Here is a 3299-nt window from a genome sequence, read left to right as displayed (position 1 = left end):
GGAACTGAGTGTCAGGCGTGGAATGAGACAAACGCGGCCATAACAGCGGAATGACACCGGTAAACCGAAAGGCAGGAACAGGAGAGCGCACGAGGGAGCTACCAGGGGGAAACGCCTGGGATCTTTATAGTCCTGTCGGGTTTCGCCACCACTGATTTGAGCGTCAGATTCTGTGATGCTTGTCAGGGGGGCGGAGCCTATGGAAAAACGGCTCTGCCGTGGCCTTATCGCTTCCCTGTTAAGTTTCTTCCTGGCATCTTCCAGGAAATTTCCGCCCCGCCCGTAAGCCGGTACCGCTCGCCGCAGCCGAACGACCGAGCGGAGCGAGTCAGTGAGCGAGGAAGCGGCATTTCTCCGGCAGTGCATCTTCTGCTGACGCATACTAATCTCATTTTTCACCTGCTTTATGTGGCAGCTATGCTTGATGTTTCTGCGATGTTACATTTTAAGCCAGTATACACTCCGCTAGCGCTACGTGACTGGTCCGGCGCTGCGCCCGGAACCCGCAAATTCAGAAACTGAAAGCGGGACAAGATGTGTTTTTGGAGTACCGCCATCATGATGCCGGCACCAAAACGATATCTCAGGGCTGCGCCCCGATACCCCGCCAACGCTTCACGGCACCGGATTAAAATCCGTTCCCGTTCACCGTTTCTCAAGGCTGTTCCCGGCTGCAGGTTCTTCATGAGGTTCGCCGTGTCTGGCAGACTGTGCAGAGTTATTCTGACCGGAGAGCGCCATGAAACGACTGATAAACCTGACGCCCGCCGAGAAAAGATTCCTCGACGATGCTGTTGCCGCCGCTGAGAGAGCGTCAGGCAAGAAGCTGAATCAGCCCAACAGGCACATTGTCCTTAACAGGGCTCGTGCACAGATCGAATCGCAGCGCCAGGCAGAACGGCAGCGATCTGCGCGTGAGGAGGAGCGGCAGCAGGCGGAATTTACCTGGTCGCGTCCGCGGGCGCCGCGTCGCTGATTGCCACTTTCGTCGGTTTCGTGGGGAGTTCAGGGCGAAACAGCGTGGTATTCACTACGGTGCATAGTCATTCACCCCCGTAAAACTCACCAGAGCGATTCCGGGCGGTTTTCCGGGGGTCAGACGTGCTCTTTTGTGGCTGAGGGCGCAGAAACGCGCTGAGGGCCTCTCAGGGGGTGCACGCAAGGGATGTTATGGTAAATGTGGAATTTTTTAATTATATGGAGTGTATTTTTATGAGAATTAAAAAGCCTCACCTTCGTCCGATAGTCATAACCTTGTCCGTTGGTGGTATTTTGTTGACTTCTATTTTTCTGATTGTCGTTATTATGGTTTTTAAACGCGAAAATATAGAAAAAGACTTGCTTGATGCTAATTCATCGTACGCTATGAAAATGTCAGATGTAATGAGTAATTATATTGAAATGGCTCAACGTGAATTGGCGTATGGCGCAAAAAAAATAGAGTCAACTAATGATATTGACTCACTTAAAAATGAGGCGGATAGGTTAAGATTGCAGTCTGGTATGTTTAATTCAGTTCTTGTTGTTAGTGATGGTGCTGTTGTTCTGGCGACTTCGCCAGAATCACTTGGTTTAGTTGGAGTTCACTTGAATTCAAGTGCCAGTAAGTTGGCGATTGAGGCTAAAAAACCATTTATATCGGCACCTTACAAATCAGCTTCTGGGAATTTGATTATTTTGTTGTCACATCCTATTTATGATAAGAATGGTAATTATATAGGGTATGTCGGCGGGTCTATATATCTAAAGAAACAGAGTTTATTTAGCGACGTTTTGAGCAGGCATTTTTTCAAAAGCGACACTGAAATTAGCATTGTTAGTGAAGATGGAAATGTGATCTTTAATAACGATAACAGTGCTGTTGGTCGACCAATGGTTATGGATGAAAATTTGAAATCGAAGTTAACTTCGTCTGAGAGAGGTGAGGGTATCTTTTTTTCTTCGGAGAATAAATATCTTCTTGGTTATGCTCATATGAAAAATACTGCTTGGAGTGTGTTGGTTTATAGTCACGCTGACAGCGTGACTACTATTCTTATTACTTATGCTAAGAGTGTACTTGTTCTGCTAATTGTAATAGTTATTACATTTTCACTTTTTTCATATTTCATTGCTTCCCGTATTTCAATTCCTTTAGAAAAGCTTGCTATATCTACCAATGCTAAAGATATAGGGGATTCGCTAGTTTATATTAAAGGTATCAATGCTTGGTATGTCGAAGCCGACCGACTAAAAAAGGCACTTTTTACGCATATTAAGATAATGATAGAAAGAGTTGATTCTCTAAATGAGGTGGCGCTTAAAGATCCCCTAACCGGCGTGAACAACAGACTGGGGTTTTCAAATAAAATACAAAATCACAAGCAGAGTTCAGGGGGTTCAGTTATTGCTATTGATGTTGATTTTTTTAAAAAAATAAATGATAACTTCGGGCATGGGGTCGGAGATGAGGTTCTTGTTACTTTGGCTCAGGTTATTAATTCTTGCTGCCGTAGTGAAGATATTGTTTGTCGGTTTGGTGGAGAAGAGTTTGTTGTTTTTCTGCCGAATACATCTGTGGTAACAGCGGAGTGTGTTGCGGAGCGTATTAGGAGTGTTATTGAAAGTACTGTTTTCCCTAATAACTTGCGGGTCACCGTCTCTGCTGGTGTGGCAACACAAGAGGATCCTCTTGGTGGGATCGATTTTTTGCTGAAAAATGCTGATGATGCTCTTTATCAAGCCAAGGGAGAGGGGCGTAATAAAGTGATTGTATATAGCGCTATTTGAGTTTTTTTGATGACGCTTTACGCGCTAGTGTGGCGTTTTTTTGTGGGGAAAAGGGTTCAAGAAGCGGATCCTCTTGTTATCCCTTCGATGTCGTCGTAAGCTCATGCCCTGTAAACAAAAAAACCACCGCTACCAACGGTGGTTCGTTTGCCGGAATTAAGAGCTACCAACACTTTCTTCCGAAGGTAACTGGCTTTAGTGGAGCGCAGATACCAAATACTGTCCTTTCAGTGTAGCCGTAGTCAGGCCACCACTTCAAGACTCTCGATATCTAAATCCACTAATTCCCAGTTACCAATGGCTGCTGCCAGTGGCGCTTTGTCGTGCCTTTCCGGGTTGGAATCAAGTTGAAAGTTACCGGAGGAGGCGCAGCAGTCGGACTGAACGGGGGGTTCGTGCATACAGTCCAGCTTGGAGCGAACTGCCTACCCGGAACTGAGTGTCAGGCGTGGAATGAGACAAACGCGGCCATAACAGCGGAATGACACCGGTAAACCGAAAGGCAGGAACAGGAGAGCGCACGAGGGAGC

At 46.4% G+C, this 3299-nt stretch carries 3 protein-coding genes; 2 read left to right on the top strand and 1 reads right to left on the bottom strand.

Going from position 1 to position 3299, the window contains the following annotated elements; all coding sequences use genetic code 11:
• Window positions 1-739: 739 nt before the first annotated feature.
• Window positions 740-976 (top strand): hypothetical protein, encoded by a 237-nt coding sequence (locus G6Q29_RS21485; protein ID WP_016947370.1) that lies wholly within the window; start codon window positions 740-742, stop codon window positions 974-976.
• Window positions 977-1212: 236 nt separating this feature from the next.
• Complete coding sequence (locus G6Q29_RS21480) at window positions 1213-2769, top strand: sensor domain-containing diguanylate cyclase (protein WP_232958621.1); 1557 nt, start codon at window positions 1213-1215, stop codon at window positions 2767-2769.
• 242 nt (window positions 2770-3011) lie between these two features.
• Here the strand turns inward: G6Q29_RS21480 and G6Q29_RS21475 are convergent, their stop codons facing one another.
• Complete coding sequence (locus tag G6Q29_RS21475) at window positions 3012-3170, bottom strand: hypothetical protein (protein ID WP_001658417.1); 159 nt, start codon at window positions 3168-3170, stop codon at window positions 3012-3014.
• Between the last annotated feature and the right edge of the window lie 129 nt (window positions 3171-3299).

Source organism: Enterobacter cloacae, from assembly GCF_011078175.1.
Lineage (GTDB): Bacteria > Pseudomonadota > Gammaproteobacteria > Enterobacterales > Enterobacteriaceae > Enterobacter > Enterobacter cloacae_Q.
Note: the sequence above shows the minus strand (reverse complement) of the source record. Positions and strands in the feature narration are given on the sequence as shown.

Bases quoted from the DNA above. Each gene is read 5' to 3' on its own strand.
- G6Q29_RS21485 (WP_016947370.1), top strand. From the start codon at position 740: ATGAAACGACTGATAAACCTGACGCCCGCCGAGAAAAGATTCCTCGAC.
- G6Q29_RS21480 (WP_232958621.1), top strand. From the start codon at position 1,213: ATGAGAATTAAAAAGCCTCACCTTCGTCCGATAGTCATAACCTTGTCC.
- G6Q29_RS21475 (WP_001658417.1), bottom strand. From the start codon at position 3,170: ATGCACGAACCCCCCGTTCAGTCCGACTGCTGCGCCTCCTCCGGTAAC.